At 60.6% G+C, this 26,770-nt stretch carries 30 protein-coding genes; 19 read left to right on the top strand and 11 right to left on the bottom strand.

The genetic code is table 11. The features are described from left to right. The first annotated feature begins 15 nt into the window (after positions 1–15). Together C4S59_RS02900 and C4S59_RS02895 are read left to right on the top strand one after the other, a co-directional pair. Positions 16–897, top strand: coding sequence for a 50S ribosomal protein L11 methyltransferase (locus C4S59_RS02900; RefSeq protein ID WP_103908958.1), 882 nt, complete (start codon positions 16–18; stop codon positions 895–897). Between the two features lie 96 nt (positions 898–993). Next, a complete protein-coding gene (locus C4S59_RS02895) occupies positions 994–1,335 on the top strand; it encodes a hypothetical protein (protein ID WP_146064503.1) in 342 nt (113 codons plus the stop codon). A 79-nt stretch (positions 1,336–1,414) separates the two neighbouring features. Here the strand turns inward: C4S59_RS02895 and C4S59_RS02890 are convergent, their stop codons facing one another. Further along, the gene (locus C4S59_RS02890; RefSeq protein WP_103908956.1) at positions 1,415–1,624 is read right to left on the bottom strand and encodes a DUF1127 domain-containing protein; all 210 of its coding nucleotides are present in this window, start codon (positions 1,622–1,624) and stop codon (positions 1,415–1,417) included. Positions 1,625–1,919: 295 nt separating this feature from the next. Between C4S59_RS02890 and ruvC the strand changes: the two genes are divergently transcribed. The 16 genes from ruvC to C4S59_RS02810 all read left to right on the top strand — a co-directional run bounded on the left by ruvC (position 1,920) and on the right by C4S59_RS02810 (position 15,857). Continuing rightward, a complete protein-coding gene (gene ruvC / locus C4S59_RS02885; RefSeq protein WP_103909400.1) occupies positions 1,920–2,420 on the top strand; it encodes a crossover junction endodeoxyribonuclease RuvC in 501 nt (166 codons plus the stop codon). Next, on the top strand, positions 2,417–3,091 hold the full coding sequence (gene ruvA / locus C4S59_RS02880; protein WP_103908955.1) for a Holliday junction branch migration protein RuvA: 675 nt from the start codon (positions 2,417–2,419) through the stop codon (positions 3,089–3,091). The genes ruvC and ruvA overlap by 4 nt, the downstream gene beginning before the upstream one ends. Before the next feature lie 9 nt (positions 3,092–3,100). Next, entirely contained in the window at positions 3,101–4,129 is a 1,029-nt protein-coding gene (ruvB, locus tag C4S59_RS02875; RefSeq protein WP_103908954.1) for a Holliday junction branch migration DNA helicase RuvB, read from the top strand. A 67-nt stretch (positions 4,130–4,196) separates the two neighbouring features. After that, positions 4,197–4,829, top strand: coding sequence for a hypothetical protein (locus C4S59_RS02870; protein WP_103908953.1), 633 nt, complete (start codon positions 4,197–4,199; stop codon positions 4,827–4,829). 61 nt (positions 4,830–4,890) lie between these two features. Next, entirely contained in the window at positions 4,891–5,280 is a 390-nt protein-coding gene (gene ybgC / locus C4S59_RS02865; protein WP_103908952.1) for a tol-pal system-associated acyl-CoA thioesterase, read from the top strand. A 103-nt stretch (positions 5,281–5,383) separates the two neighbouring features. Then, the gene (tolQ, locus tag C4S59_RS02860) at positions 5,384–6,079 is read left to right on the top strand and encodes a protein TolQ (RefSeq protein WP_103908951.1); all 696 of its coding nucleotides are present in this window, start codon (positions 5,384–5,386) and stop codon (positions 6,077–6,079) included. Positions 6,080–6,082: 3 nt separating this feature from the next. Then, positions 6,083–6,565, top strand: a complete 483-nt coding sequence (gene tolR / locus C4S59_RS02855; protein ID WP_103908950.1) for a protein TolR — start codon at positions 6,083–6,085, stop codon at positions 6,563–6,565. An 11-nt stretch (positions 6,566–6,576) separates the two neighbouring features. Then, positions 6,577–7,722 carry a cell envelope biogenesis protein TolA gene (locus C4S59_RS02850; RefSeq protein WP_103908949.1) on the top strand — a complete coding sequence of 382 codons (1,146 nt, stop codon included), beginning with the start codon at positions 6,577–6,579 and terminating at the stop codon, positions 7,720–7,722. Positions 7,723–7,908: 186 nt separating this feature from the next. Continuing rightward, on the top strand, positions 7,909–9,201 hold the full coding sequence (gene tolB / locus C4S59_RS02845) for a Tol-Pal system beta propeller repeat protein TolB (RefSeq protein WP_103909399.1): 1,293 nt from the start codon (positions 7,909–7,911) through the stop codon (positions 9,199–9,201). A 152-nt stretch (positions 9,202–9,353) separates the two neighbouring features. Then, on the top strand, positions 9,354–9,875 hold the full coding sequence (pal, locus tag C4S59_RS02840; RefSeq protein ID WP_103908948.1) for a peptidoglycan-associated lipoprotein Pal: 522 nt from the start codon (positions 9,354–9,356) through the stop codon (positions 9,873–9,875). Positions 9,876–9,935: 60 nt separating this feature from the next. Next, positions 9,936–10,730: a tol-pal system protein YbgF gene (gene ybgF, locus C4S59_RS02835; protein WP_234994658.1), complete on the top strand. Its 795-nt coding sequence runs from the start codon at positions 9,936–9,938 to the stop codon at positions 10,728–10,730. Then, positions 10,727–11,983, top strand: a complete 1,257-nt coding sequence (tilS, locus tag C4S59_RS02830) for a tRNA lysidine(34) synthetase TilS (protein ID WP_103908947.1) — start codon at positions 10,727–10,729, stop codon at positions 11,981–11,983. The genes ybgF and tilS overlap by 4 nt, the downstream gene beginning before the upstream one ends. 78 nt (positions 11,984–12,061) lie before the next feature. After that, the gene (ftsH, locus tag C4S59_RS02825) at positions 12,062–13,981 is read left to right on the top strand and encodes an ATP-dependent zinc metalloprotease FtsH (RefSeq protein WP_103908946.1); all 1,920 of its coding nucleotides are present in this window, start codon (positions 12,062–12,064) and stop codon (positions 13,979–13,981) included. Continuing rightward, positions 13,978–14,757, top strand: a complete 780-nt coding sequence (locus tag C4S59_RS02820; RefSeq protein WP_327345781.1) for a methyltransferase domain-containing protein — start codon at positions 13,978–13,980, stop codon at positions 14,755–14,757. Before ftsH ends, C4S59_RS02820 begins: the two co-directional genes overlap by 4 nt. Positions 14,758–14,777: 20 nt before the next feature. Next, positions 14,778–15,371, top strand: a complete 594-nt coding sequence (locus tag C4S59_RS02815; RefSeq protein WP_103908945.1) for an MOSC domain-containing protein — start codon at positions 14,778–14,780, stop codon at positions 15,369–15,371. A 33-nt stretch (positions 15,372–15,404) separates the two neighbouring features. Then, positions 15,405–15,857, top strand: coding sequence for a DUF4279 domain-containing protein (locus C4S59_RS02810; protein ID WP_103908944.1), 453 nt, complete (start codon positions 15,405–15,407; stop codon positions 15,855–15,857). Positions 15,858–15,941: 84 nt separating this feature from the next. Here the strand turns inward: C4S59_RS02810 and C4S59_RS02805 are convergent, their stop codons facing one another. Beyond that, positions 15,942–16,664, bottom strand: a complete 723-nt coding sequence (locus C4S59_RS02805; RefSeq protein ID WP_160006733.1) for an AraC family transcriptional regulator — start codon at positions 16,662–16,664, stop codon at positions 15,942–15,944. 143 nt (positions 16,665–16,807) lie between these two features. Between C4S59_RS02805 and C4S59_RS02800 the strand changes: the two genes are divergently transcribed. After that, entirely contained in the window at positions 16,808–17,398 is a 591-nt protein-coding gene (locus tag C4S59_RS02800) for an NADPH-dependent F420 reductase (protein WP_103908942.1), read from the top strand. A 147-nt stretch (positions 17,399–17,545) separates the two neighbouring features. On the opposite strand, the gene C4S59_RS02795 is transcribed toward C4S59_RS02800, so the two are convergent. From C4S59_RS02795 to C4S59_RS02755, 9 genes are all read right to left on the bottom strand, one after another. Continuing rightward, a complete protein-coding gene (locus C4S59_RS02795) occupies positions 17,546–17,965 on the bottom strand; it encodes a PaaI family thioesterase (RefSeq protein ID WP_103908941.1) in 420 nt (139 codons plus the stop codon). 27 nt (positions 17,966–17,992) lie between these two features. Then, entirely contained in the window at positions 17,993–18,667 is a 675-nt protein-coding gene (pdeM, locus tag C4S59_RS02790) for a ligase-associated DNA damage response endonuclease PdeM (RefSeq protein WP_103908940.1), read from the bottom strand. Positions 18,668–18,706: 39 nt separating this feature from the next. After that, positions 18,707–21,163: a ligase-associated DNA damage response DEXH box helicase gene (locus C4S59_RS02785; protein WP_268810617.1), complete on the bottom strand. Its 2,457-nt coding sequence runs from the start codon at positions 21,161–21,163 to the stop codon at positions 18,707–18,709. Further along, positions 21,164–22,096 carry an aldo/keto reductase gene (locus C4S59_RS02780; protein WP_103908939.1) on the bottom strand — a complete coding sequence of 311 codons (933 nt, stop codon included), beginning with the start codon at positions 22,094–22,096 and terminating at the stop codon, positions 21,164–21,166. A 21-nt stretch (positions 22,097–22,117) separates the two neighbouring features. Then, positions 22,118–22,708: a VOC family protein gene (locus C4S59_RS02775; RefSeq protein ID WP_103908938.1), complete on the bottom strand. Its 591-nt coding sequence runs from the start codon at positions 22,706–22,708 to the stop codon at positions 22,118–22,120. A 178-nt stretch (positions 22,709–22,886) separates the two neighbouring features. Beyond that, positions 22,887–23,483, bottom strand: coding sequence for a LysE family translocator (locus tag C4S59_RS02770; RefSeq protein WP_103908937.1), 597 nt, complete (start codon positions 23,481–23,483; stop codon positions 22,887–22,889). Between the two features lie 149 nt (positions 23,484–23,632). After that, positions 23,633–24,706, bottom strand: a complete 1,074-nt coding sequence (locus C4S59_RS02765; RefSeq protein ID WP_103908936.1) for a BMP family ABC transporter substrate-binding protein — start codon at positions 24,704–24,706, stop codon at positions 23,633–23,635. A gap of 33 nt (positions 24,707–24,739) precedes the next feature. Continuing rightward, positions 24,740–25,663 carry an ABC transporter permease gene (locus tag C4S59_RS02760; protein ID WP_200813154.1) on the bottom strand — a complete coding sequence of 308 codons (924 nt, stop codon included), beginning with the start codon at positions 25,661–25,663 and terminating at the stop codon, positions 24,740–24,742. Beyond that, positions 25,663–26,745: an ABC transporter permease gene (locus tag C4S59_RS02755; RefSeq protein WP_103908935.1), complete on the bottom strand. Its 1,083-nt coding sequence runs from the start codon at positions 26,743–26,745 to the stop codon at positions 25,663–25,665. The genes C4S59_RS02760 and C4S59_RS02755 overlap by 1 nt, the downstream gene beginning before the upstream one ends. Positions 26,746–26,770 lie beyond the last annotated feature (25 nt).

The raw sequence follows: 26,770 nt of genomic DNA, 5'->3' as shown, positions 1-26,770 counted from the left end.
TAAAGGGCCAAAGCCATGACCACCTACACCGCATTCACCACCCTTCCAGGGCGCGAAGGCGCAGAGGCATTGGGTCGCGCGATGGAAAACCTTTGGCCTGAACCCACGGGCGTTGGCGTGTTCGAAATCGAAGACGGTGCAGGCATCTGGGAAGTGGGCGGCTATTTCGAAGACGAAGCACCCGATGACGCGGAACTGGCTTTGCTGGCGGCGGCCTTCAGTGCGAAACCCTTTGTGGTGTCGGAACTGCCCGACACCGATTGGGTCGCCAAAGTGCGTCGCGAACTGGTGCCGGTCGAAGCGGGCCGTTTCTTTGTTTACGGCAGCCACGATGCCGACAAGGTGCCCGCCGACGCGGAACCCTTGTTGATCGAGGCCGCGATGGCCTTTGGTACCGGCCATCACGGCACGACACAGGGCTGTCTGCGCGGTCTGGACCGTCTGCTGAATGAAGGCGTGCGCTGCAAGAACGTGCTGGATATCGGCTGTGGTACGGCTGTTCTGGCGATGGCAGCGGCGCGGGTCTGGCCGGAAACGGTTCTGGCGTCCGATATTGATGCAGTGGCCGTAGAAGTGGCCGAGGCCAACGTGCGCGCCAACGATCTGGAAGGCCGTGTGAACTGTCTTGAGGCCGCTGGATTTGGTGCAGATGCGCTACAGGATAAAGCGCCCTACGACCTTATTTTCGCCAATATCCTTAAGGCTCCGCTGATCGATTTGGCCCCTGATATGGGCAAAAACTTGCAGGACGGTGGCTATGCGATTTTGTCCGGAATCCTGAATGAACAGGCGGATGAAGTTGTGGATGAGTACAGCAAACACGGGGTGGTTGTGCATTTCCGCGAGGAAATCGGCGAGTGGACAACGTTAACCTTGATTAAAGCCGATAAGGGCTGAGCATCCGCGTATTTGCCTGAATCCAGCCGCACTTCTGCCCGATTAGGATTTTAATTAAATCCAACAGGCGGTGGGGACCGTTGGTTCGAGGTAACGATGCAAAATAGTGCTGCTGCATTTGCAAAGCGCCATAAACAGGTGCGAAAAAAACATCGAAAAATGGCTTTTGGCTATCGTACGAAAGTGGACGAAAACGGGGTTTTCATTCAAAAACCCACGGTTCTTTCCACGACGTCCATGCGCGGTCCATTCGTGTTTTTCATGGCATTTCTGTTTGGCATGAAGGTTCTGTTTCAGACGTATCTTGGCGAGGTCGATTACCTTAGCCATGTCGATTCACTGGCCGGCGGAAATCTGGCTGAAAAGGTTGGCGCGTTCATTATGGCACCCGACCCGGTAACCTCTCAGTTAGCGAGTGTGTTCTCCAACATTCTCTGAAGCGTAGTCATTCAAGTAGAAAGCCCGCACTCTTATCCAGAGTGCGGGCTTTTTGCGTCCCCCCAAAGGCGCGGCGGGCTTAGGCGCGGCGCGCGACCTTTGCGATGTCGGCGCGTGTCAGGCCGATGTCTTCCAGTTCACGGTCAGACAGCTGCGACAGGGCGCGCTGTGTGCGGCGGACGTCGTTCCAGTGGCTGGCTGTGCCGAACGCGGATACGAAAAGCGAGCCGATGCCGTTGGCAAGGCCGGTCGGGGCGAGTGAAGTGCGTGTTGTGTCAAAAAAAGCCATGATGGTTTTCCGGATGCTGATTTTATGGGGGTATTTATTCGTCTGCCGCCCAAATATTGCGCAGTTTGTAAACCAACAAGTCCGAGATTTTGCATAGCCCAGATGCATTTTCTGCATAGCAGCATCACGCTTAAGTAACAGAAATATTTACGAAAATACAAAGTGACGATACGGATTGTCATTTTGCGCTGCTGTCTTGGCAGGCGTCTTGGCAATTTGCCGACGCGCGCTTTGCGCTTGGCGAATGTTCTCCTTTCGTGCTACTTCATCCAAAAGCACATGAGAGGCGGCAGTGATCAGGGTAATCGGCATTGATCCGGGGTTAAGGAATCTCGGTTGGGGCGTGATCGAGGCTGATGGCGTCCGTTTGCGCCATGTGGCCAACGGCACTTTGCACACCTCGGCGGGCGATCTGGCCCCGCGTCTTTTGTCGCTGCATCAGCAACTGACTGGTATCTTCCAGCAATACGCGCCTGAAACGGCGGCGGTCGAACAGACCTTTGTGAACAAGGACGCGGTCGCAACGCTGAAACTGGGGCAGGCGCGGGCGATTGCCGTATTGGTGCCCGCGCAGTTTGGCTTGGAGATCGGGGAATATGCCCCGAACAAGGTCAAGAAAACCGTGGTGGGTGTCGGCCATGCCGATAAGAACCAGATCAATCACATGGTGAAAATGCAGTTGCCCGGCGTCCAGATCGAAAGTCCGGACGCAGCCGATGCTTTGGCGATTGCGATTTGTCATGCGTATTACATGCGGGCGCCCGCTGCGCCCAAGATTGTCGGGGGTGCGGCATGATTGGCCGGATTGCAGGGCGTATCGAATATAAGGCCATGGATCACGTTCTGATCGACGTGCGTGGCGTGGGCTATGTTGTCTATTGCTCGGATCGTGTGATGGCGTCCTTGCCCGGTGTGGGCGAGGCGGTGGCACTGTTCACCGACCTGCTGGTGCGCGAAGACCTTTTGCAGCTGTTCGGCTTTCCAACGCTGGTGGAAAAGGAATGGCACCGTCTGTTGATGAGCGTGCAGGGCGTCGGTGCGAAGGCGTCGCTGGCCATTCTGGGCACACTTGGCCCCGATGGCGTCAGCCGCGCGATTGCTTTGGGTGACTGGAATTCGGTCAAAGCGGCCAAGGGCATCGGCCCGAAAACCGCGCAGCGCGTTGTGAATGAGCTTAAGGACAAGGCACCTGCTGTGATGGCCATGGGCACGTCCGAACCCACTGCGGCCCCCGTCCTGCCCGAGGATGACGCGGTGATCGAACCCGCTGCACCAGCCCCCAAAGCCGCACCCAAGCCGAAACCCAACCAATCCGCGCAGGCCGAAGCGCTGTCGGCGCTTGGCAATCTGGGCTATGCTCCGGGTGAGGCGGCGGGCGCTGTGGCGCAGGCCGCTGGCGAAAACCCGGAGGCGGACACATCCGCCCTAATCCGCGCCGCGCTGAAACTGCTGGCTCCGAAATCCTAAGGGCACGATATGCAAGACTCTGATCCCACATTGCGCCCCGATCCGCTGCCAGAGGATCGCGACCGCGCCCTGCGCCCGCAGACACTGGATGATTTTGTCGGTCAGGCCGAAGCGCGCGCAAACCTGCGCGTTTTCCTGCAATCTGCCCGTCAGCGGCAAGAAGCGATGGATCACACGCTGTTCCACGGCCCGCCGGGATTGGGCAAAACCACACTCGCGCAGATCATGGCGCGGGAACTCGGCGTGAACTTCCGCATGACCTCGGGGCCGGTTCTGGCCAAGGCCGGTGATCTGGCCGCGATCCTGACCAACCTCGAGGCGCGGGATGTTCTGTTTATCGACGAAATCCATCGTCTGAATCCGGCGGTGGAAGAGGTGCTCTATCCCGCGATGGAGGACTTCGAGCTTGATCTGGTCATCGGCGAAGGCCCCGCCGCGCGGACCGTGCGGATCGAATTGCAGCCTTTCACGCTGGTCGGGGCGACCACGCGTTTGGGCCTGCTCACCACGCCGTTGCGCGACCGTTTCGGGATTCCGACACGGCTTCAGTTCTACACAGTAGAAGAGCTGAACCACATCGTGTCGCGCAACGCTGAAAAGCTGGGCGTGCGCTCTGATCCCGACGGCGCGCGCGAAATCGCCCGCCGTGCGCGCGGGACACCGCGTATCGCGGGCCGTTTGCTGCGCCGCGTGGTGGACTTTGCTATCGTCGAAGGCGACGGTGTTGTGACCCGCGAACTGGCCGATAACGCGCTGACCCGTCTTGGCGTTGATCAACTGGGGCTGGACGGTGCCGACCGTCGGTACCTGTCGCTGATCGCGGAAAACTACGCGGGCGGGCCTGTGGGGATCGAAACCCTGTCTGCCGCCCTGTCCGAAAGCCGCGATGCGCTGGAAGAGGTGATTGAACCTTACCTGCTGCAACAGGGTCTGATCCAGCGAACGCCCCGTGGCCGGATGCTGGCGCAAAAGGCGTGGGCGCATCTGGGGTTGCCGATGCCGAAACCTGCGGGGCAAACGGATTTGTTCGGCAAATAGCCGACCCTTGCCCTTCGGCCCCAAGAATGCGACATCGCCGCCAACGCCCAAAGGCAGAGGTTTGGCAATGGATCCGAAAGACATCGAAGCCCATTTCACCCGCAGCGACGGCAGCTTTCTGTTTGCGCGCTGGGGGCGTCCGCTATCCCCGATCGTGTTCGGCGTGGCCGACGAAACCCTGTCTGTCGTCAAAGGCGCGTTCGAGGCCGTCTGTGCCCTGTCCGGTCACAAGATGGCCGAAACGGACCCCGAACTGGGCGCCAACGTCATGGTCTTCTTTTTCCGTGACTGGTCCGAGCTGCCCGAAGTGCCCGACCTTGACCGGATGATCCCCGATCTGAAGCCGCTGGTCGAACGTCTGGAAAAGGCCGACGCCAACCAGTACCGCATCTTCCGCTTTGACGAAGATGGCGCGATTAAGGCCTGTTTCATCTTCCTGCGGATGGACAAGAACCTGTCCGCGGTGCCTGCCGATACGTTGGCGCTGTCGCAGGTGGTGCAATCCATGCTGCTGTGGTCCGACACCGCGTTCAAAGACCGCTCGCCTTTGGGGCAGGTGGAAAACGGCGCGGTGATCCTGCGCCCCGACATCGCCGGTCTGCTGCGCGCGGCCTACGACCCGATCCTGCCGTCGATGGCGCAGGATCCGTCCCATGCGCTGCGCCTGTTCGCCCGCCTTCAGGCAGATCGCCCGGCCTAGTCGTCTTGCGACTGTCACACCGCGCGCTTAGGGTGCGTCACAACGGTTTAGGGGGTCTGCCATGTCACACACATTTCCGGTGCGCGTGTTCTATGAAGACACGGACATGGCGGGCATCGTCTATTACGCCAACTACCTGCGTTATATCGAACGGGCGCGGTCTGACTGGGTTCTGCAACTGGGCATCGACCAACTGAAAATGCGGGATGAAGACGGCATCGTCTTTGCCGTGCGCCGCGTCGAGGCTGACTATCTGCACCCCGCCAAATTCGATGATCGCCTGACGGTGCACACCGAAACACGCGCCGTCACAGGGGCGCGTCTGATCATGCATCAGGAAATCCGCCGCGACGAAGAACTGCTGTTTCAGGCCGAGGTGACGATTGTCTGCGTCAGCCTGTCGGGCCATCCCGCACGCCTTCCGGCAAATATCCGCTTGCAACTGCACTGATTACAGCCGCTCTCGCCAATGTGTTGGCTTTATCTCTCGTATTCCTGTATTCCTGCCTGCAATTAACGGCCCGAAAGAGGCTTGAGTTGGAAAGAGCAGGCTAATGGAAACAGAAACCCTTGCGCTGGCACAGGAGATCGACTTCTCCATGTGGGCGCTTTTTGCGCGCGCGACCCTGACTGTTAAACTGGTGATGTTGATGCTGGTTCTGGCATCCTTCTGGTCCTGGTCCATCATCATCCAGAAAATGATCAGCTACCGCAAAGCACGCGCCGAGGCCGAAGCCTTTGATCGCGCGTTCTGGTCGGGCGAGCCTCTGGATGAACTCTATGAACAGATCGGGCCTGAACCCGCTGGTCATTCCGAACGGGTCTTTGCATCCGGAATGACCGAATGGCGCAGATCGCACCGGCAGGACGGCGGGCTGATTGCAGGTGCGCAGGCGCGGATCGACCGGTCGATGGATGTGGCCATCCAGAAAGAGGCCGAAGACCTGCAACGCGGTCTGCCGGTTCTGGCGACCGTTGGGTCCACCGCGCCTTTCGTTGGTCTGTTCGGTACCGTCTGGGGCATCATGCATGCCTTCATCGAGATCGCCCAACAGCAGAACACCAACCTTGCCGTCGTCGCCCCCGGTATTGCCGAGGCGCTTCTGGCCACAGGTCTGGGCCTTCTGGCCGCGATCCCGGCGGTTGTGTTCTACAACAAGCTGTCTGCCGACAGCGACCGCATCATCGGCGGGTACGAGGCCTTTGCCGACGAATTCGCAACCATCCTGTCGCGCCAGTTGGACGCCTGATCCATGGGGGCAGGGGTTGTCAATTCTGGCGGAGGCGGCGGAAGCCGCAGACGTCGCCGGCGCAGTGGCGGCAGCAGCCGTCCCATGTCGGAAATCAACATCACGCCGTTCGTGGACGTGATGCTGGTGTTGCTGATCATCTTCATGGTGGCCGCACCTTTGCTGACGGTTGGCGTGCCGGTTGAGCTGCCGAAAACGGCGGCGACATCGCTGCCGTCGGACAACGAAGAACCGCTGACCGTTACGATTGATGCCAGTGGCGTTGTCATGATCCAGACGACCGAAGTGGACCGCTCCGATCTGGTCAACCGCCTTCGCGCAATTGCGACAGAGCGGGCGGACGACCGAGTGTATCTGCGCGCGGATGGCTCGGTTCCGTATGAAACAGTGGCCCAGATCATGGGCGCGCTGAATGCGGGCGGATTTTCGTCTATCGGGTTGGTCACGGATATTGGCGGCCCGACGCTTGACGGGGCGGGGAACTGAGGTTTTCCGGCATGAACACGGGTATGAAAATATCGGCGGCAGGGCACGCGGCACTTGTGCTGTTTGTGCTGTTCGGCGACCTGTTCCGGCCCAACCCCGATCCGGTCGAAGTGGCCGACGTGTCGATCCTGTCCGAGGCAGAGTTCGCAGCGCTGTCCCAGCCTGCCGCCTTGCCCGAAGCTACGGTAGACGTCGAAGCGCCGCCCACGCCGGAACCCGAGCCTACGCCGGAACCGACGCCCCCCGCGCCGGAACCCGAGCCTACACCAGCGCCCACGCCGACACCGGCCCCCGAACCTGCGCCAGCGCCGGAACCCGCACCTGAACCTGTTCCGCAACCTGATCCGGTGCCGCAGCCCGATCCGGTGCCGCAGGTCGTCGATCCGACGCCACCTGCCCCCGCGCCGGTTATTGTTGCGCCCGAACGGTCCACCCGTCCGGTCCCGCGCCCTGCGCCGCGTGTGGCGGCTGAACCCGTTGCGCCGCAACCCGAAGACACCCCTGTTGGCGAAGAGGTCCAGCAGGCTGTGACCGAGGACGCCACCAGCGACACGGCTGTCGAACAGGACCCGCAAGAGGCCACCGCTCCCGAAGAAACCACGACCGAGATCGTGACCGAGGCCGAACAGCCCTCGGGTTCGCCGACGGCATCCGTGCGCCCGCAAGCGCGTCCGAACCGCCCCGCACCCGCGCCTGAACCGGAACCGGCCCAGACTGAAACCGCGACCACCACACCGGAACCTGCCGCTGATCCGTTGGCGGACGCTGTGGCCGATGCGGTCGCCTCGGCTCTCTCTGGTGGCACCACCACGCCTGAACCTGACCTTCCGGTCGGCCCGCCCATGACGGGCGGCGAAAAAGACGCGCTGCGCGTTGCCGTTCAGCGTTGTTGGGTGATCGATGTGGGATCGCAATCTGCCAACGTCACCGTCGTCGTCGGAATGGAGATGGAGGACACAGGTCGTGTCGTGGCCGATTCCATTCGGATGGTTTCGTCCTCTGGCGGAGCCGGCTCAGCAGTCGATACGGCCTTCCGAGCGGCCCAACGAGCGATCCTGCGCTGTCAGGGAGATGGCTATGACCTGCCGGCTGAAAAATACGCCCAGTGGAAAGAGATCGAGATGGTCTTTGATCCGTCGGGGATGCGTCTAAGATGATCGGCGCAGCATCATACGGGGCACATATGCGCAATGCGCAATGTTTTTCCCACTCGAATTACACCACGCTTTGCGGCACCGTCGCTGTAGCGTTGAACCCTAGTTGAACGACAAAGCACTTTGGAAAGGCTTGCCATGTTAGGTCTCGGTCACGTTTTCAAGCTCGGCACTTTGGGGGCGGCTGTCATGGCCGTTGGTCTGCTGTTTCAACCGGCGGCCAGCTCGGCCCAGCCTTTGCGGATCGAAATCACCGAAGGTGTGATCGAACCGATGCCCTTTGCGGCCCCCGCCTTTGTCGCCGAAAGCGCCGCAGCCCAGAATTTCGCGCAGGAACTGAGCCAGGTGGTGTCATCTGACCTGACAGGCACAGGGCTGTTCCGTGAAATCCCGCGCGAGGCGCACATCAGCCAGATCACCAGTTTCCAAAGCCCCGTTCAATTCGCCGACTGGAAAGCGATCAACGCGCAGGTGCTGATCACAGGTGCGGCCGATGTGAATGCCAATGGCCAGTTGGTGGTGAAATTCCGCGTCTATGACGTGTTCTCGGGCGCGGAAGTCGGGCAGGGGATGCAGTTTGTCGGCACCGCCGATGGTGTGCGCCGCATGGCCCACAAGGTCGCCGATCAGGTCTATTCCCGCATCACGGGCGAAACCGGCTATTTCGACAGCCGCGTGGTGTTCGTGTCGGAAAGCGGCCCCAAGGACCAGCGCGCCAAGCGCCTTGCGATCATGGATTACGACGGTGCGAACCTTCAGTATCTGACAGGCTCGGGCGCGATTGTTCTGGCACCGCGCTTTTCGCCGGACGGGTCGCGCGTGATTTACACCAGCTATCAGACAGGAGAGCCGCGCATTCACGTGCTGAACGTCGGCGATGTCCAAAGCCGTATCCTGCCTGCCCAAGGCGGCATGATGAGCTTTGCACCCCGTTTCGCGCCGAATGGCCAAAGCCTGATCTATTCCGCGACTACGGGGTCCAACACCGATCTGTTCCGCATGGACATCGGGTCGGGTCAGATCACACAGCTGACAACCAGCCCGTCCATCGAAACCGCGCCCAGCTTTTCGCCCGATGGATCGCAGATCGTGTTCGAAAGCGACCGCTCGGGTACGCAGCAATTGTACATCATGTCTACCTCTGGCGGTGAGCCGCGCCGCATTAGCTTTGGCGAGGGCCGCTATGGCACGCCGGTCTGGTCGCCCCGTGGTGACATGATCGCGTTCACCAAACAGAACGCGGGCCGCTTCCACATTGGGGTGATGCGCACCGACGGGTCGGAAGAACGCCTTCTGACCGCGTCGTTTCTTGATGAAGGTCCCACATGGGCGCCTAACGGTCGTGTGCTGATGTTCGCCCGCGAAACCCAAGGCGCCAGCGGCTCATCCGCGCTTTATTCCGTCGATATTTCGGGTCGGAACCTGAAGCGGGTGCAAACACCGGCAGGTGGCTCGGACCCGAGCTGGGGCCCGCTGCAATAAACGGATCAGGGTAATATCCTCACAGGATTGTGCTGGCAGGGCCTTGCCGACAATGTTCGGCAAGGATTCCCAACGGCAATTGGCTGTGCTAGATTTCTGACCAAGACAATCAGGCCATATAAATTCCGGCCGAAACGAGCAGGACAGAACACATGAAAACGCTTATCAACGCCACACTGATGGTTGCCCTGCTGGGCGCAACCGCCTGTACGCGCGCCGATCGCTTTGACGACATGAACGGCGCCGGCATGGATGCCAACGCAGGCATCAATCAGGGTATCATCCCCGGCAGCGCGAACGACCCCCGTTCGCCCGCATATTTCAACCAGACCATCGGTGACCGCGTGCTGTTCGCCGTAGACCAGTCCACCCTGTCGCCCGAAGCGCAGCGCGTGCTGGACGGTCAGGCGCAGTGGCTGATGACCAACAACGACTATCTGGCTGTGATCGAAGGCCATGCCGACGAACAGGGCACACGGGAATACAACCTTGCACTGGGTGCGCGTCGTGCGAACGCAGTGATGGAATATCTGGTCGCCAAGGGCGTCGCGCAGAACCGTTTGCGCTTTGTGTCCTACGGCAAGGAACGCCCGATCGAGGTCTGTTCGCAAGAGGCATGCTATGCTAAGAACCGCCGCGCCGTGACCGTCATTTCCATCGGATCGCTTAGCTAAACCATGATCAAGCGGGCTGTACTTCTTTCGTCTTTTCTTGGGTTTATGGCCGGTGGGGCCATGGCGCAGGATACGTCTACGCTGGCCGATATCCGTCAGGACCTTTCTGTCCTGACGTTCGAGTTGCAAAAGCTGAAACGCGAATTGTCTACGACCGGCGGCACCACCGTCGGTGTGTCGGGCAGCACGCTGGATCGTGTGAACGCGATCGAGGCCGAGCTTCAGCGCCTGACGAACCGGACCGAAGAAATGCAGTTCCGCATTGATCAGGTCGTCACCGACGGCACTAACCGGATCGGCGATCTGGAATTCCGCGTGTGCGAGGTCGAGCCGGGTTGCGATCTTGGCAATCTGGGTCAGACCAAACCGATTGGCGGCGAGGCCCCTGCGCCCACACCGGCCCCTGCGCCCGCGCCCGAACCGGATGTGGCAGGGCATGACCTGCCGTTGACGGACCCGTCGGTGCAACTGGCCGCCAGTGAAGAACAGGATTTCCGCCGCGCCGAAGCTGCGTTGGAGAACGGTGAATATCAGGCGGCTGCGGACCAGTTCGCAGCCTTCCGCGAAACCTATCCCGGTGGCCCGCTTGAGGCGGCTGCCTTGGTGGGGCACGGTCGCGCGCTGGACGGGCTGGGCAACACCCGTGACGCGGCGCGGTCCTATCTGAATTCCTATTCTGGCTATCCCGACAGCGCCATCGCGCCCGAAGCGCTGTGGCGTCTGGGCGTGTCGCTGGCCACCTTGGGCAGCGTGACCGAGGCCTGTGTGACCTTGGCCGAAGTGCCGTCGCGCTTTCCCGACAGCCCCTTTGCGCAGGATGCTGCAACGTCGCGCGCAGGTCTGAACTGCCAGTGACAGACGCGCCGTCTCTGCAAGAGCGGTTTGCCGAATCCATGGGTCAGCTTCTTGGCCCCGATTTCCCCGATACCATCGGTCTGGCCGTGTCCGGCGGGGGCGACAGCATGGCAATGCTGGCCTTGGCCCACAACTGGACGCGCGACTGGGGCGTGAAGCTGCGGGTGGTGACGGTGGATCACGGCTTGCGCCCTGAAGCGGCCGACGAGGCCGCGATGGTTGCCGCCGAATGCGCCACGCTTGGCTGGCCGCATGATACGCTGAAATGGACAGGCTGGGATCACAGCGGCAATCTTCAGGACGCTGCCCGCGCCGCGCGTTTGCGGCTGATCAACGACTGGCGCGGGGATACGCGCGATGTTCTGTTTGCCCATACAGCAGATGATCAGGCGGAAACGGTGCTGATGCGTCTGGCGCGTGGGTCCGGTGTGGATGGGCTGTCCGGCATGGCGGCGATCCGTCAGGTCGGGGACATGCGCGTGGTGCGGCCTTTGCTGGGCGAGCGTCGCGAAGACCTGCGCCATTATTGCCGCGTATTGCAGGTGCCTTGGGCGGATGACCCCACCAACGAAGACCGAAGCTATGATCGCGTGCGGATGCGCCAATTGATGGGGACGCTAGAGGCCGAAGGGATCAGCGTTCAAACTCTGTCTGACACCGCCGCCCGACTGGCCCGCGCACAGGTGGCGTTGAAGGCCCGCGCGGCAGATGTTTTCAGCCGTATCGGCTCTGAAACCCTTGGAACGCTTCGTCTGGACCGCGATGGGTTTGCCGCTGTCGAACGTGACACGCAACTGCGCATTCTGGCGGCTGCGATCCAGTGGATCGGCAATCAACCCTACAAACCCCGCGCCGATGCGTTGGACGGGCTGTTGGATCGAGCGCTGGCTGGGGGCGGGGGAACGCTGGGCGGGGTCGACATCATCGCCAGCAAAGACGCGCTATTCCTATGCCGTGAATTGAACGCTGTGGCCGATCTGACTTGCACACCGACCCAAACATGGGACGGCCGCTGGCACCTGATTGGGCAGACGCCCGAAGAATCGAAAATTGCACCCCTAGGGCAAAAAGGCTGGCAGCAGATCGCGGATAAGGCGACGGCAACCCTGCCGCATCGCTTGGCACTATCCTTGCCTGCTTTGTTCGATCCGGGCGGGAATTTGCTGGCAACTGCGGCGTTTCGCCCTGAGGAAGCGGAAATTCGCTTTGAATTAAGGGCACAACAGTCTTTCCAAGACTTTCTTTCGCATTGAACCGGGCTGACCAATCCCTATGTTAAGCCCAACCCGGGTATGTTATGCACCCGGCAATCTGACTTTAGGAGATTTGCCTTGGGCAACGCACGCAACATCGCGTTTTGGGTCGTTCTGTTTCTGCTCGTCCTAGCACTGTTCAACCTGTTCTCTGGCGGCGGGTCTACCCTGCAAAGCCGGGATGCCAGCTATACGGACTTTGTGCAGGCGGTTGAGGACAGCACGGTCAGCAACGTCACCATCGACGGTGAACAGATCCGTTTCCGCACATCTGACGGCACTGACTTCGTGTCGATCAAACCGCAGGATGCCGAAGTAACCCAGCTTCTGCTGGATAACGATGTTCCTTTCCGCGCCGAGGCGCAGGAACAGTCGGGCTTCCAGTCGTTCCTGATTTCGCTTCTGCCGTTCCTGCTGCTGATCGGTGTCTGGGTCTATTTCATGAACCGGATGCAGGGCGGTGGCCGTGGCGGCGCGATGGGCTTTGGCAAATCCAAGGCCAAGATGCTGACCGAAAAGCATGGCCGCGTGACGTTTGACGACGTGGCAGGCATCGACGAAGCCAAGGAAGAGCTGGAAGAGATCGTTGAATTCCTGCGCAACCCGCAGAAATTCTCGCGTCTGGGCGGCAAAATCCCCAAGGGTGCGCTTTTGGTGGGCCCTCCGGGTACCGGTAAAACCCTGCTGGCGCGCGCAATCGCGGGCGAAGCGGGCGTGCCGTTCTTCACAATCTCGGGTTCCGACTTTGTTGAAATGTTCGTCGGTGTGGGTGCGTCCCGCGTCCGCGACATGTTTGAACAGGCCAAGAAAAACGCGCCTTGTATCGTTTTCATCGACGAAATCGACGCCGTGGGTCGTAACCGTGGTTCCGGCTATGGCGGCGGTAACGATGAACGCGAACAGACGCTGAACCAGTTGCTGGTTGAAATGGACGGCTTTGAAGCGAACGAAGGCGTGATCATCGTTGCGGCGACCAACCGTCGTGACGTGCTTGACCCCGCGCTTCTGCGTCCAGGCCGTTTCGACCGTCAGGTCACCGTTCCGAATCCCGACCTGAAAGGCCGCGAAAAGATCCTTGGCGTGCACGCACGCAAGACACCGCTTGGCCCCGACGTCGACCTGCGCATCATCGCGCGCGGTACGCCAGGCTTCTCGGGTGCCGATCTGGCAAACCTTGTGAATGAGGCTGCGCTGATGGCTGCCCGTGTCGGTCGTCGCTTTGTTACGATGGTCGATTTCGAGAACGCCAAAGACAAGGTGATGATGGGCGCAGAACGTCGTTCCATGGTTCTGACGCAGGACCAGAAGGAAAAGACAGCCTACCACGAAGCAGGCCACGCCGTTGTCGGCATGCATCTGCCGCAGTGTGATCCGGTCTATAAAGCAACGATCATCCCGCGCGGTGGTGCGCTGGGTATGGTTGTGTCCCTGCCGGAAATCGACCGTCTGAACTGGCACCGTTCCGAGTGCGAGGAAAAGATGGCGATGACCATGGCCGGTAAGGCTGCGGAAATCATCAAGTACGGTGCTGACAATGTGTCGAACGGTCCGGCTGGCGACATCCAGCAGGCATCGGCGCTGGCCCGTGCTATGGTTCTGCGCTGGGGTATGTCCGACAAGGTCGGCAACATCGACTATTCCGAAGCCCACGAAGGTTATAGCGGCAACACCGCTGGTCTGTCGGTTTCCGCCCACACCAAAGAGCTGATCGAAGAAGAAGTGAAACGCTTCATTCAGGAAGCTTACGAACGTGCCTTCAACATTCTGACCGAAAAGAATGATGAGTGGGAACGTCTGGCGCAGGGTCTTCTGGAATATGAGACGCTGACTGGTGACGAAATCAAACGCGTCATGAACGGCGAACCGCCGCACAAGGACGATGGCGACGCGGATACGGATAAGGACGACGACAAGCCAAGCCTTGTTGCGGTTCCGAAAACCAAACCCAAGTCCAAGCCGTCCGGCGATGCCGGGCTGGAGCCTGAACCCACAGCATGATGGACACATCTGCAGATATGGATTGGAACCCCGGAGTCTATCAACGATTCCGGGGTTTACGCTTGCGCCCCGCGCTGGATCTGATGCGGTCTCTGGGGCCTTTGCCCGAAGGCGACGTGATCGATCTGGGCTGCGGCAGTGGCGAGGTCGGGCCAGCGCTTGGCCAGTTGCGCCGCCCGCTGATCGGCATCGATTCAAGCCCTGCCATGCTGCACCACGCCAAACTGTCCGGCGTCTATTCCGAACTTCGGGAAATGGATATCGCCGATTGGTCCCCCGAAACGCCCCCCGCGCTGATCTTTTCCAACGCGGTGCTGCAATGGCTGCCGGATCACACCACGCTGTTCCCCAAACTGGCGGGCATGCTGACCAAGGGCGGCTATCTGGCGGTGCAACTGCCCCACCAGCGCAATGCCCCGTCGCACCGGCTGTGGCGCCAACTGGTGGATGAACTTTTTCCCGGTCGAGTGGATCACAGCAAACAGCCGGGCATCCTGCTGCCTGCGGAATACCACCGGCTGATGGCCCCCTTGGGTAAAGTCACCCTGTGGGAAACCGAATACTATCAGGAACTGGCCCCCGACGGCGAAGGCAACCCTGTGCGTCGCTTTACCGAAGGCACCTATGCCCGCCCGATCCTGCAGGCGCTGGACCCTGACGAACAGGCCAAACTGATCGCCGCCTACGAGGCCGTGATCGGCAAAGCCTATCCTAAGGGCCCCACCGGATCGGTTCTGTTCCCGTTCCGCCGCTTGTTTATTACGGTCCAAGTCTAAGCATTTCCAAAGGCAGTCTCATGCCCGCATTGAAGCCTACGCAATATAACGCCCGCACCACATGGCTGGGCACCGTCACACCCACACCCGACAGCATCCGCTCGGCCCCTTGTGACCATCTGGAACTGACATGGGAGGGTGTCGCCGCTGACAGCCACGCAGGCATCAACCGCCCGTCGTGCAGCCGTCTTCTGAAGCAGTACCCGCGCGGAACGGAAATCCGGAACGTCCGGCAACTCTCCATCGTCTCGGCCGAGGAACTGACGCAGATCGCCGAGGCCATGGGCATGACCCAAATCGCGCCGGAATGGCTGGGCGCGACGATGGTGGTCGAAGGCATCCCCAACTTCTCGCACATCCCGCCGTCATCGCGGCTGCAACTGGCCGATGGCGGTATGCTGGTCGTCGACATGGAAAACCGCCCCTGCGGTTTCCCCGCGCGCGAGATTGAGCGCGAACACGAAGGCTTCGGCAAACGCTTTGCCGCCGCCGCACGGGGCAAACGCGGCATCACCGCCTGGGTAGAGCGGCCCGGCCACCTGCGGCTGGGCGAAGACCTGCAACTGCACATCCCCCACCAACCCATCTGGGCGCATATCGAGAGCGTGCTTTGAGGGGCGAATGTTGTTGAAAAAGGCTGTGGTCAAATGAGCGAGCCGATGTCAGCCGAGCGTGATAGCTACGCCTATTTCACAATCACATCCTCCGGCCCACTCGATCAGATCGAAAGCCTCATGGGCATGGCAGGCGACGGGCGTTGTTGGTCAAAAGGTGATGCACGTCCCTCAAACAAAGGAACCTACGATTTTTCGCGGTGGACGATGCTCAGCGGTGTCGAACATGGAAAACCAATAGATGATCATCTCAAAGCCCTGTGGCGCCGCCTCTCGGTTCACCGCGAACAGATCATCCGATTGCCCGACTATATGGAACGCGGCGTTTCCTGTGTGGGCGTCTTCAACACGCGCCATGACAAGTTTCAAATAGCATCTGGGCACTTCGCAACCGCAGCCTATTTCGGTGTAACCCTAGACTGCGACTTTTATTTTGATGATGAGTTCGGTGACGACGATGGCGAAGGGCCTTGGTGGTCCCGCTAGCTTTTCGTCTGGTCCGACATAGCTCCAATTTGCCATCGGTTGATCGTCCCCAAGGTTCCCCACTTTGTCGAACGCCGCAATTTTTCACGCATGATCGCGAAAAATCTGACCGGGCGACGCTCCGTATTGGGCCCGAAACGCGGTGATAAATGAAGACACGTCTTTGTATCCGACCTCAAACGCCGTTTGAGTAACGGACAGTCCTTCGCCAAGACGCGCAAGCGCTGTTTGCAGGCGAAGTTGACGCCGCCACACGCCAAATGACATGCCGAATTCTGCTTTGAATTGTCTAGCTGCCGAACGTTCGCTGAGCCCTGCTCTCGGCGCAAGGATCGACAGCGGTTCAGGCGTTTCCGGATTGTCCAAAAGTGTTTGCACCAATCGCAGCAGGGGGCCTGTTGACGCGATAGGTAAGCCCACATCGGGGGTTGGCAAGGCAGCAAGCCTGTCCAGCAATACTGCGGCAAGGCGCTTGGCCTCGGGGGCCGACCATTCTGACCCAAGTTCTGCGACTTCGGGCAGTAACGCGTGTGTCAGCGCATCAATCGCGACGATCCCTTCTTGCTGGGAACCAAAAAGCTCGGGTTCGATGTAGCACGTGGTCAGGACAAAGGGTGTCCCAGACGTGATGCGATGTTTTGTTCCCGGCGCAATCCACACCCCCCGTTGAGGCGGAATTGTCCATTGGTGTGCCTGTGTTGCCACCGTAAGCGTGCCTTGGCTGACATGAATAAGCTGGGCGCGGCGATGGCGGTGAAAGGGGACACGGATGTGCAGATAGCGTTCTTTCAGAACGAATATCTGCATTGCAGTCCGGTCCGGATCTATCCGCATGTTTCACACAATCTGATTTGGCAGAAATTCCATATTGAATGGCATAAAGCGGAAAGAATGCCAATCCGTCTGTCGCTACATGTTGGCTATCAACATCGCAACAATGGAGAAGAGTGATGAAAGTAACCGTTCTAGGTCGCGGAAATATGGGCGCGCCTATCGCCGAACTCAGCCGAAAAGCAGGGCATGATGTTACTGTTGTGGGGCAGGATGGAAATGCAGTTGCCGCCATAGCCGACGCAGATCTGGTTGTTCTTGCGCTTCATTTTGGTCCCGCAAAGCAAATATTGGGCAACGCTGAAGTTCAAGATGCGCTTGATGGGAAGGTGCTAATCGACGTCACCAACCCGCTTGCTCCGGACTACATGAGCCTAACGATCGGGCATGAAACCTCGGCGGGCGAGGTGCTTGCCGACATGGTGCCAGGGGCGCGGGTTGTCAAAGCCTTCAACACTGTGTTTGCCGATCTTCTAAAGGGGCAGGTCGCAGGGGTTGCGTCTCCGGTTCCCGTCTATGTTGCAGGAAACGATGCGGATGCACTGGCAAAGGTTGTGTCATTCATCGATGGTTTGGGGTTGGTCGCGATTGAAAGCGGGCCGCTCAGCAATGCCCGCTATCTTGAACCGATGGCTGAGTTGATGATCCAATTGGGCTATGGGTTGGGCCATGGCGCAAACATCGGGTTTGCCTTGGTGAAAGCGGCCTAAGCCCAGTGATTGATCAGAAGGCAGGTGCCAATCTGCCTTCAACGATCCTTAATAAACGCGGCTCAAAGGTTCGCGGGCCTGAGTTGGGGCTATGTCCATACGACGAGCCAATTTTAACGGCAAAACGAGATGCCGTTCGTCCCAATCTTACCCCGCTGGCACAGGCACCATCGTTCCTGACAGCAGGGCCACGTGGGTTTCCTGCCCGTCCTCCACCGCATAAACATCCGCCGTCACGATCACTAAACGCCGTCCGCCTTTCACAACGTTGCCGCGCGCAATCAAGGATGTGCCGCGGGCAGGGGCCAGCAGGTGGATCTTCATTTCCGAGGTGACGACTTCCTGATCTTCGGGGATCACGGTCAGCGCCGAATAACCCGCCGCGCTGTCCCCGATGGAAAAGGTCAGCCCCGCATGGGCATAGCCGTGCTGTTGCCGGATATGGTCGCCAATCCGCGCGGTGATCTCGACACGGCCTTTTTCGATACTGCCCAATTCAGCACCCAAGGTGCCCATCATGGATTGGCGGGCAAAGCTGTCGCGGATTTTCTGTCTGATCTGTTCCATGCCCGCACTGGATCACGGGGCAACGACTTAGGCAAGGGCCGCGCGGGGCATCGGGATGGCGGCCGGTGTCTTACCGGTCAGGATCGCCATGGCATCGGGTGCCATCAATCCACACAGCGCCGCGCTGTCGCTGCGCAGACCGCCGGTGTAGGTGCCATAGGCCGGCATCACGATCCTGTCCTTGTCCACGAGGAAACAGGGCCTGCTGATCAAACGCCCGCGCAGTGGCAGACGGGCCTTGGGGTGATAGTGCCCCGATATTTCACAGGTGGCCCCAACGGTCGCAATGTGCCGGAACACCAGCGGGTCCAGTTGTAGGTCTTTGACATGGGTGCCGCCGATCCCCACAGGCCCCGGATCATGGTTGCCCTCGATCCACACCCAATCCCGCCCTGCCTGCAAACGGGTGATCCACAGCAGTTCCTCTTGCGGCAGCGCGCTTCCGATATCCGGCGCGTCAAAGCTGTCGCCAAGGCAGATCACCTGCCGCGCACCCGTCGCCTCAAGGTCTGCTTCCAGCCGTGTCAGCGTATCGCGCGTGTCATAAGGGGGCAGTTGCGCGCCACCTACCGCCGACAGCCGTTCGGATTTGCCGAAATGCAGATCGGACACCACCAACAGCCGCTGATCGGGCCAGAAAAGCGCGCCTGATCCCAGCGCGCAAAGTGCTGCATTGTTGAAGGTGAAGGCATGGTGGTTCATGCTTTGTTCATGCCTCAGGCGGCACGCTTTGGCAATCGCTTAGTAAGGCACGCGCCAGCTTGGTTTGACCTCGATCTGGTTCAACCCGCTTTCATCCATCAGGCGTGTGACCTCTTCCTCTAGCAGGCGTTCGTCGGCCTCTCCGTTGATCGGCACGCGGCCGGGTTCAAGGAACAAGGGCGCGGCCAAGGGCGTGACGCGGGTCAGGCGCAGCAGGTCGATCCGGTCGCCCACACGCTGGCACATGTCGCGGATCCGGTCGAAGTCGACCAAGCCGCGCATCGCCTCTTCCCGCGTGATTTGCAGCAACAGGTGGTCGGGGTCGTAGCGCACCAGCGTGTCGTACAGGATGTCAGATGACATCGTCGCCTGCCGGCCCGATTTGCGCTGGCCGCCCACCTGTCGTTCGATCAGCCCTGCAATCGTGGCAGAGGCGCGGAAGGTGCGTTTCATCACCGCATTGCCCGCCAGCCAGCCGTCCAAACCGGCTTCAAGCCGCTCCAGATCGAACAGCGGGCGCGGGTCTGTCACCGCATCCAGCCCCCAGATCAGCGTGGCATAGTCCGTGGCGACAAAGCCCATTGGGGCCAGTCCCTCTTCCTCCATCCGTTTGGTCAACAAAAGACCCAGAGTTTGCTGCGCGTTGCGGCCCGCAAACCCATACACGACCAACTGTTCACGTCCGTCATGCGGAAAGCTTTCGATCAGCAGTCGGCCCGGCTGCGGCAGTTGTGACACGTCCCGCTGCAGGTGCAGCCAGTCGCGGGTGTGGGGCGGCAGGGCGGGCCAGTCGTCTTGCTGGAATATCCTGAGTATACGCTGTGACAGCTGAGTGGACGTCGCGAATTTCGTGCCCATGAACGTCGCGATCTTGGGTTTCTTTTTCGCATCGCGCGTGACCTGCACGACCATGTCACGCAGCCCTTCGTAGCGCACGATCTGCCCGCCGATCAGAAAGGTGTCGCCGGGGGTCAGTGAGGCGGCAAAGCCCTCTTCGACCTCGCCCAAGGGCGCGCCACCGCGACCGCGCCATTTGACCTTGAGCGTGTCGCTGTCCTGAATGGTGCCGATGTTCTGCCGGATGCGCACAGCAGACCGAGGATCGCGCAGTTCCCACAGACCGTCGGGACGCTGGCGGATGCGCTGCCATTGGTCATAGGCCCGCAGCGCGTAGCCCCCCGTGGCGCAGAAATCCAGACACGCGTCAAAGCTGGCGCGGCTTAGGTCCGAATAGGCCCCCGCGCTTGTCATCTCGGCATACAGCGCGTCGGCATCGAACGGCCCGCTGGCGGCGGCGATCAGGATGTGTTGGCACAGCACGTCACGCGGTCCCGCCCCGCGCGTGTCACCGTCCAGATCATGCGCCTTCACGGCTTCAAGCGCGGCGATGCATTCGACCACCTCAAACCGGTTGGCAGGCACCAGAAGCGCCTTGGAGGGTGCGTTATAGCGGTGGTTGGCCCGCCCGATCCGCTGGACCAGACGTTTGACGTTTTTCGGCGCGCCCACCTGAATGACCAGATCGACATCGCCCCAGTCAATGCCCAGATCAAGGCTGCCTGTGCAGACAATCGCCCGCAGATCGCCGCGCACCATCGCGGCCTCGACCTTTTCGCGCTGGTCACGGTCCAGTGACCCGTGGTGAATGCCGATGGGCAGCGCGTCTTCGTTGGCGAGCCAGAGGTTGTGAAAGAACAGCTCGGCTTGTGCGCGGGTGTTGTGAAAGATCAGCGTGGTCTTGTGTTTCTTGACCTGCTCCAACACCGCCGGAATGGCGTATTTCGCGCCGCCGCCGGACCATGGCGGGGCCTCGTCCGTGACCAGCATCTGGATGTCAGGATCAGGGCCGGGATCGGCCAGAAGGATGTCGCAAGGGTCTGGATGGCGGGCGAGTAAATGCGCGATTTGCTGCGGGTCATCCACGGTCGCCGACAACCCGACGCGCCGTAGATCAGGGCACAGCGTTTGCAGCCGTGCCAAGGCCAGCATCAACTGATCGCCCCGCTTGCTTTCGGCCAGCGCATGGATTTCATCCACGATCACGCGCTGCAGCCCTTTGAACATGCGCGGCGCGTCTTCGTAGCTGGTCAGCAGCGCAAGGCTTTCAGGCGTAGTCAGCAGGATATGGGGTGGGTCCGCGCGTTGGCGTTTCTTGCGGCTTGAGGGCGTATCGCCTGTGCGATCCTCGACTCGAATGTTCAGGCCTGCGCCTTCGATCGGGGTTCCGAGGTTGCGCTTGATGTCAGACGCCAGCGCCTTGAGCGGGCTGACGTAAAGCGTGTGCAGACCCGCGTCTGGGTCGGTGCCCAATTCGGCCAATGTCGGCAGGAAGCCCGCCAAGGTCTTGCCGCCGCCCGTGGGCGCGATCAGCAACAGCGCAGGGTTTTCGGCCCGTTCCAGCATTGCTTGCTGGTGCGGGTGCAGCGACCAGCCTTTCGCGTCGAACCAGCGTTGCAGGCTGTCGGGCAGGGTGCGTGGGGTGATGTTGGTGGTCAATCAGGCCTCTTCCAGCCGGTCCGTGGCGGGGGCGGGCGTCGGGTAAATCGTGGACAGGAGAGCATAGATTTCTGGCGTCATGTCGAAGGTCATACCGGCGAGCGATGGCTGGAGTTGCTCGACAGTCCGCGCCGACAGGATCGGGGCAGGCTGTGCCGGATGAGCCGCGACCCACGCCACAGCCAGCGTTGCAGGCGAGGTGCCCAGATCATTGGCGATCTCGACCAGACGCGCCGCGGCCTTGTGCATCTCGTCCACCGCGTAACGGTTGGTGTAGCGTTCGTCGTCGGTCAGCCGGCCTGTTTCACCGGCCACGTATTTGCCGGTCAGCAGACCGCCGCCGAGGGGCGAATAGGGCACGGCCTGAATGTTCTGATCGGCGCACATGGGCAGCAGTTCGACCTCGGCCTGACGTTTGACAAGGTTGTACATCGGTTGAAGCACATCGATGCGGGTGCCGAAAGTTTGCGCCACGGCTTGGGCCTTCATCACCTGCCACGCGGCGTAGTTGGACACGCCGATGTGGCGGATCTTGCCTGCGGATTGCAGCTCGGCCAGCGTTTCGAATGTTTCCGACAGATCGGTGTCATCGTCCCAGATGTGGATATAAAGCAGGTCGATCATATCCAGCCCAAGCCGTGTGCGGCTGGTGTCGAATTGCGCGGTGATGTTGGCACGGGTGGCGGGGCCTTCCATGGCGACCTTGGTCGCGATGTAAAGGTCGTCTCGGCAATCCTTGATCAGCCCACCAAGGATCGTTTCCGACTGACCGCCGGTATAGACATAAGCCGTGTCGAAATGGGTGATACCCGCGTTGCGGCAGGCATCGAACATCTCGGCGCTTTGGGTGGCGTCGGCCTTGCCGCCGAATTGCATCGTGCCAAAGGCGAAACGCGGCACGGCGGTGCCGTTTGCGGTGGTCAGGTCGGTCATCGGTGTCCCCCGTGTCAGGTGTCAGCCGCGTTTATACGGGTCTTTGGGGCTGCGGTCATCGGACAAAGACTGCTGCGTGCGGGTGACGAGCAATTCGATGGCGTCGGCCAGATGTTCTTCGCCGATGTTATAGTCGCCGCGCTCCACACGGATACGGTGGGCTTCGATCATCACGTCGGCATGGCGGCAGCCTTCGGGCGGTTCGAACCGGTAGCAGGCCAGTTCGATCAGAAAGCCGAGTGGGTCTTTGAAATAGATCGAGTCCATAAAGCCGCGATCCTTGGGGCCGGAGTGGGGAATGCCACGGGCATCAAGGCGTTTTACCACCTGGCTCCAACTGGCTTTGGAGACATTGAGCGCCAGATGATGCACACAGCCCGCATCGGTCGGGGTGCGGTCGTGGACGGATTCGCGGCTTTCGTTGGTGAAAATGGTGATCAGCCGCCCGTCGCCGGGATCGAAATAAAGATGGCCTTCGTCGGGATTGTCGAGGTTGGGCTGGTCGAAGATGAAGGGCATGCCCAGCACGCCTTCCCAGAAATCGATGCTGGTCTGCCTATCCGCGCCCATGATGGTGATATGATGGACGCCTTGGGTTTGAATCTTTTGCATGGGGTCTCCTTCCGCTTGGGGAAAGAGTAGTGCGTTTTCCGATAACGTGAACCGCTATCTTTGCAGAGGGTCTGTGCAGGCGTGATCCAAAGGGGCGCGGGCCCGATGGCCCATGCACAGGTTTGTCTCGGGCCGCGGCCTTTGGCCGGACCCTCGGGTTTGGTGCCTTTGGCGGGCGTCAGGCAACAAGCATCCAGAGGGCGACTGCGGCGAGGATTGCGCCGAAGGCCCGGTTGAGCCTGCGTGCGCTGTGGGGGCTGTGGAATACCTTGGCGATCCGGTCGCCCAAGAGCGCCCAGAGCGAGAACGCGATCAGATTGTTCAGGGTGAAAACCGCCGTGATGAACAGGACCGTGCCTGTCTGATTGTTTGTGTCGCTGGTCAGGAACTGGGTGAACATCAGGGCGATGATGACATAGGCCTTGGGGTTCAGAACCAGCAGGATGATACCATCCCAGAGCGTGGCGGGGCGCGCCGTTTGCCGGTCGTTCAGAGCATCCGCTGTGAACAGTTTCCACGCGAGCCACAGGACATAGGCCGACCCGGCAAGCTTCATGGCGACAAAAATCTGCGGCACCAAATCCATGGCGGCGACAAATCCGAAGCCTATTGCCGCTGTGATGGCGAAGGTGGCCAGATGATAGCCGGTGTTGGCGGGGATCGTGGCCTTGAAGCCGAAGTAGGCGCCGTTGGCAGCAAAGAAAACGTTTCCGGGGCCGGGGCTGTAGGCCAGAGGAAATAGAAATGTAATGAGCGCAAGAAAAGTTTGGGTCATTTCGGCACCTCCGGCTGGAGAGAGATATCTAGGACTTGGTGGCGCAGCACTGCGACCCGTTTCTTGCGCATTCGGAGGACGGCGATTGCCAACAAAAAAGCCCCACGCTGGTTGGCGCGGGGCTTGGTGTTTCGGATGTGATCCGATGATTAGTTCGGCACGTCGCCTGTCAGGCCTTCGATGTAGAAGTTCATGCCCAGCAGATCGCCGTCAGAGGCTGTTTCGCCTTCTGCCAGCCAAGGTGTGCCGTCCTGTTTGTTGATCGGACCTGTGAACGGGTGGTATTCGCCCGCAGCGATGGCGTCTTTCAGTGCCAGTGCCTCGGCCTTCACGTCAGCAGGGACCGCGCTGGAAATCTCGCCGATGCCGACCATGCCGGTGCTGATGCCGTCCCATGTGTCGGTGCTTTCCCATGTGCCGTCCATGACCGCTTTGACGCGATCGATGTAGTAGGGCGCCCAGTTGTCGATGATCGAGGACACGCGCGGCACGGGGCCGAATTCAGCCATGTCAGAGGCCTGACCGAAGGTGATCACGTTGCCAGCCTCTTGCGCGGCGGCCTGCGGTGCGGTCGAGTCCGTGTGCTGCAGGATCACGTCAGCGCCGTTGTCGATCAGCGCGCGGGCGGCGTCAGCCTCTTTCGCGGGGTCGAACCATGTGTAGGCCCAAACGATCGAGAATTCGACGTCGGGGTTTACTTTCTTGGCGTGCAGGTAGGCCGAGTTGATGCCGCGGATAACTTCGGGGATCGGGAAGGACGCGATGTAGCCGACCTTGTTGGTCTTGGTCATCTTGCCCGCGATGTGGCCCTGAATGGCGCGGCCTTCGTAGAAGCGAGCGGAATAAACGCTGACGTTATCGGCGCGCTTGAAGCCTGTGGCGTGTTCGAACTTCACGTCCGGGAACTTGGCCGCAACGTTCATTGTCGGGTCCATGTAGCCGAAGGATGTGGTGAAGATGATGTCTGCACCCGACAGCGCCATCTGTGTGATCGCGCGTTCCGCGTCGGCACCTTCAGGCACGCTTTCCTGATAGACGGTTTCAACTGCATCGCCCAGTTCTGCCTCGACCGCCTTACGGCCTTGGTCGTGTTCGTAGGTCCAGCCGCCGTCGCCGACGGGGCCCACATAGATGAAGCCTGCCTTGACTTTGTCCTGGGCAAAGGCGCTGCCTGCGGCAAGGCTGAGGGCCGCTGCGCTGGCAAGGAGTGTTCTGCGTTTCATGTTCGGTTCTCCCGGTTGGTTTATAGTTTTGCCTCAGGCCGAGGCGTGGAATGGCCTGCCGAGCGAGGCGGGTGCGCCGTGGGCTCCGCGGGCAGAAATAAAGACAAGGACCAGAATGGTCATCAGATAGGGCGATGCGGACAGCAGCGCCACAGGAACAGCAGCACCAGCAGCCTGCAGGTTCAACTGTAGCACGGTGACGCCGCCGAACAGATAGGCGCCGATGGCCACGCGGCCAGCGCGCCACGAGGCAAAGACGACAATCGCCAGCGCGATCCAGCCTGCGCCTGCGGTCATGCCTTCGGTCCATTGCGGCACGCGCACCAGCGACAGATACGCGCCGCCAAGGCCAGCGCAGGCCCCGCCAAAGAAGATCGCCATCATGCGGATGCGCACGACCTTATATCCAAGCGCGTGCGCGGCATCGTGGTTTTCGCCGACAGCCCGCAGGATCAGGCCGATGCGGGTGTATTTCAGAACCGCCCAGACGACGATGACCAGCGCCAGCGACAGGTAGACCATCAGGTCATGGCTGAACAGCATACGGCCCACGACAGGCAGGTCCGACAGAAAACCCATATCAAGTTTGGGCAGGGTGGGGGATTTCATACCCTCATAGGGTTTGCCGATCAGCGACGACAGGCCCAACCCCACAAGCGTCAGGCCCAGACCCGTGGCCACCTGGTTCGATAGCAAAAGCTGGGTTAGCACCCCGAAACTGAGCGATAGGACGGCCGAGGCCAAAGCCGCAGCCGCAAAGCCAAGCGCCGGGTTGCCTGTGTTGATAGCCACGGCAAAGCCCACGACTGCGCCTGTGATCATCATGCCTTCGACGCCAAGGTTCAGAACGCCTGCGCGTTCAACGACCATTTCGCCGATGGCTGCCAAAAGGATCGGGGTCGCCGACACCATGATCGACGCGACAAGTAGAACAGGGTTGATCGAACTGAGGTCCATTATGCTGCCCCCTGACCGAAGCGGATACGGTAATTGGTGAACACATCTGTCGCCAAAAGGAAGAACAAAAGCATCCCTTGGAACAGTTGGATCGACGCGCCAGGCACGCCCAGCATCAGCTGCGCAAGTTCGCCGCCGATATAGGTCAGCGCCATCAGCAGACCCGCCAGCAGGATGCCCACAGGATGCAGGCGGCCAAGGAAGGCTACGATGATCGCGGTAAAGCCGTAGCCCGAGTTGAAGTCGATGCTGATTTGGCCAGCGGGGCCTGTGACCTCGAACAGACCGGCAAGACCGGCCAGCGCACCGGCGGTGCCAAGGCAGAAGATCACGATGCGGTTCGGGTTCACGCCAGCAAAGCGGGCTGCACGGGGGGCCTCGCCCGACAGGCGGATCTGGAAACCGCGGATGTGGCGGGCGAACAGAACATAGGCGGCGATGACCGCAATAAGGGCAAAGACGACGCCCCAGTGCATGCCGGTGTTGGCGATTAATTCCTTATTCGCCGCCGCGTCCCATTGCTGAAAGTTGCGGCTGCCCGGAAAGCCCATGCCATCGGGGTTGCGCAGCAAGCCGGACGAGACCGAGGCCAGAATGGATTCGGCCACATAGACCAGCATCAGCGACACAAGGATTTCATTGGTGCCGAACTTGGTTTTCAGGATGGCGGGGATCATGGACCACGCCCAACCGCCCAGCGCGCCTGCGATCACCATCATCGGGAATAGCAAAATGCTGTCCGACGGATAAAGCGCAAGGCTAGCGCCCGCGCCGCAAATCGCGCCCATGATGTATTGCCCTTCCGCGCCGATATTCCAGATGCCCGCGCGGAAGCCGACCGATAGGCCAATCGCGATCAAGATCAGCGGACCGGCCTTCACCAGCAACTGTGGCCGCGAATATCCGGCGAATTGCGGGTGAAACAGCGGGTCCCAGAAAATGGTGCGGATCGCCTCAAGCGGAGGTTTGCCAAGGGCGGCAAACATCATTCCGCCGACGATCATCGTCAAAATGACGGCCAAAACAGGAGTAATGACAGTCCAAACCTGCGAAGGCTGCGGGCGTTTTTCCAGATGGATCATGCGGCACCTCGGGTGGATGTGGGGG

Source organism: Thalassococcus halodurans (assembly GCF_900108225.1).
GTDB lineage: Bacteria > Pseudomonadota > Alphaproteobacteria > Rhodobacterales > Rhodobacteraceae > Thalassococcus > Thalassococcus halodurans.
The sequence above is the reverse complement of the archived record's forward strand: the minus strand, read 5'-3'. Positions and strand labels throughout refer to the sequence as shown.